The sequence below is a fragment of the Candidatus Obscuribacterales bacterium genome (assembly GCA_036703605.1).
In the GTDB taxonomy this organism is placed as follows: domain Bacteria; phylum Cyanobacteriota; class Cyanobacteriia; order RECH01; family RECH01; genus RECH01.
The window spans coordinates 1-2,138 of record DATNRH010000149.1 but is presented as its reverse complement, the minus strand read 5'-3'; the positions used below and the strand labels follow the sequence as shown (position 1 = coordinate 2,138).

General features: G+C 53.2%; 1 protein-coding gene. It reads left to right on the top strand.

Annotated features, from left to right (window positions below; genetic code table 11):
* Positions 1-2,088, top strand: a 2,088-nt coding sequence (locus tag V6D20_03090) for a T9SS type A sorting domain-containing protein (GenBank protein HEY9814779.1), incomplete at its 5' end; no start/stop codon positions are given.
* Between the last annotated feature and the right edge of the window lie 50 nt (positions 2,089-2,138).

Sequence of the window (2,138 nt, the reverse complement as noted above, 5' to 3'; positions counted from 1 at the left end):
ACCATTACCGAAGGATTGGGATCGCTTACCAACCTGAATGTATCGGACAATGAGCTGACAGGAGTGGGCACCCTGACCAGTCTGGGGTCATTGTCGACCCTAAACATGAGCGGCAACCGGCTGGACTTTGTACAGATCGCCGGCCAGCTGAACCGAGGATATACGGTAAACTATGAGAACCAGAAGCCGGTGCTGCAACAGGTTCGGACGCTGCAGCAGATAGGTTCGAGCTACACCATAGACCGAACGGTAGGTGGAGGAGAGAGCTATAGCTGGACACAGAACGGGTCAGCGATAAGCCAGAGCGGATCGAGCTTTACCCTTACGATCAGTGACTTTAGTGCAGAGGGGTCGTATGTAGCGACGGTGACGAGCAGTCAGGTGCCAGGCCTGACGCTGACGACGCGACCGGTCGTACTTCGCGTGAGTTCACTTCAAAGGGACAGCACAGCCCTGATCAACATTCGGTCAGCCCTGATCACCACCAACAGCACGATCAGCAACTGGCCTACCTTACCAGTTTCATCATGGGAAGAGGTGACCATAGAAAACCAGCGGGTGACCGGGCTTGACTTATCCGGGTTGAACCTTGCCAATGAGATGCCGGAGGATATACTGGACATCGGGAACTTGCGAAGAGTAGACCTGTCGGACAACGAGATCAGCTACCTACCGGACCTGACGCCACTGTCGGCAAGCCTGACGCTGGTAGATGCATCGGACAATGCGCTAACCTTTGAGAGCCTGGAGCCAAACGTCACCCTGTCAGACTTCCGGTATGACAATCAGGCGCCGATAGGCGAGGAGTTGGAGGATTCGGTAGGCGTACCCCGAGGGGAGACGGCGTTCCTGACGATCCAGACCCCGGGCAACGGTCTACGCTACCAGTGGTACAAAGACGGATCAGAGCTACCCACAGCAACGACAGCGAACCTGACCATAGAAGATGCAGCCATAGAAGACATTGCCAAATACTACGTAGAAGTAACCAGTGAACAGGTACCTGACCTGACTTTACGGAGCAAGGATCAGGAGTTGTCGGTCTATGCCGACATCGAATACTTTCCGGCCTTTACCTATGCAGACGGAGTAAGAGGGTTGCTGGAAGAGGGGGAAGGCATCCTGTTGAAGATCCGGGAGCAGGGGCCGTATGATACGGTTGCGGTGGTACAGGTGGCAAACAATGCGGTACTGTTTGAGAACCAGCTGTTGGGGGATTACTTATTGAAAGTAGACACAGAAGATGACTTCCGCCAGTACAAAGAGTACAGCTATAGTGCGGATAGTATAGGGATAGATACCGTAGAGTTCATCCCGACGCATTACATCAGTGCGTTGGAGTGGGACAGTGCCCAGGTGCTACAACTGCGGGATTATATCAGCGATACGTTAGAGATGCTGCGGATTCCGCCACCGCTGTTGCCGATAGCAGGCAATGACGGGATCATCGAGATGACGGTAGAGAGCGACCTGCTGGATGACAATGGTCTTCGGTTAGAAGCGAGGAGACGAGTGCGCAAGGCGGGCTGCTCGCTGCGGAAGAATCAGCGGGTAGGCGGAGGCCGGACGGAGAATGAAGAGGAGTGGGAGTTGATCGCCTACAAGGAGACGGACGACGACGGAAATGTAGACTTTGGCTTCCTGCCCAATGGGCTGTACCGGATCAATATCCAGTACCCCGGAGTACCGATGGATCCGAACTCATTCATCGAGTTTGAGATCAGTGAAGACGAGGAAGAGGACGGATATGTGCTGGCAGCCACGATCTTTGAGGACGGGATCCAGGTGGGCGTGGTAGAAGAGCTGGGGTATTTGATAGAGTACTTCAAAGAGCTGAATGTGTATCCGAACCCAGCAGACACCCAGATAGAGATCGATTACCTGAAGCTGAACAGCAAGGACGTGAGCTATGAGCTGCTGGATATGTCAGGACATGTGATCCGAGCAGGGAAGCTGGAGAAAGGACATCGTCAAAGCACAACGCTGAGTACGGCAGAGGTCAGAGATGGTTTGTACCTGCTGCGCTTCTTTGACCGTACAGCTAACGGCAAACACCTGATCACCTACAAAGTCATCATTCGACACTAGTCGAAAAGCAATGGTATGACGTAAAAAGTAGTGAGAGTAACAATCATATA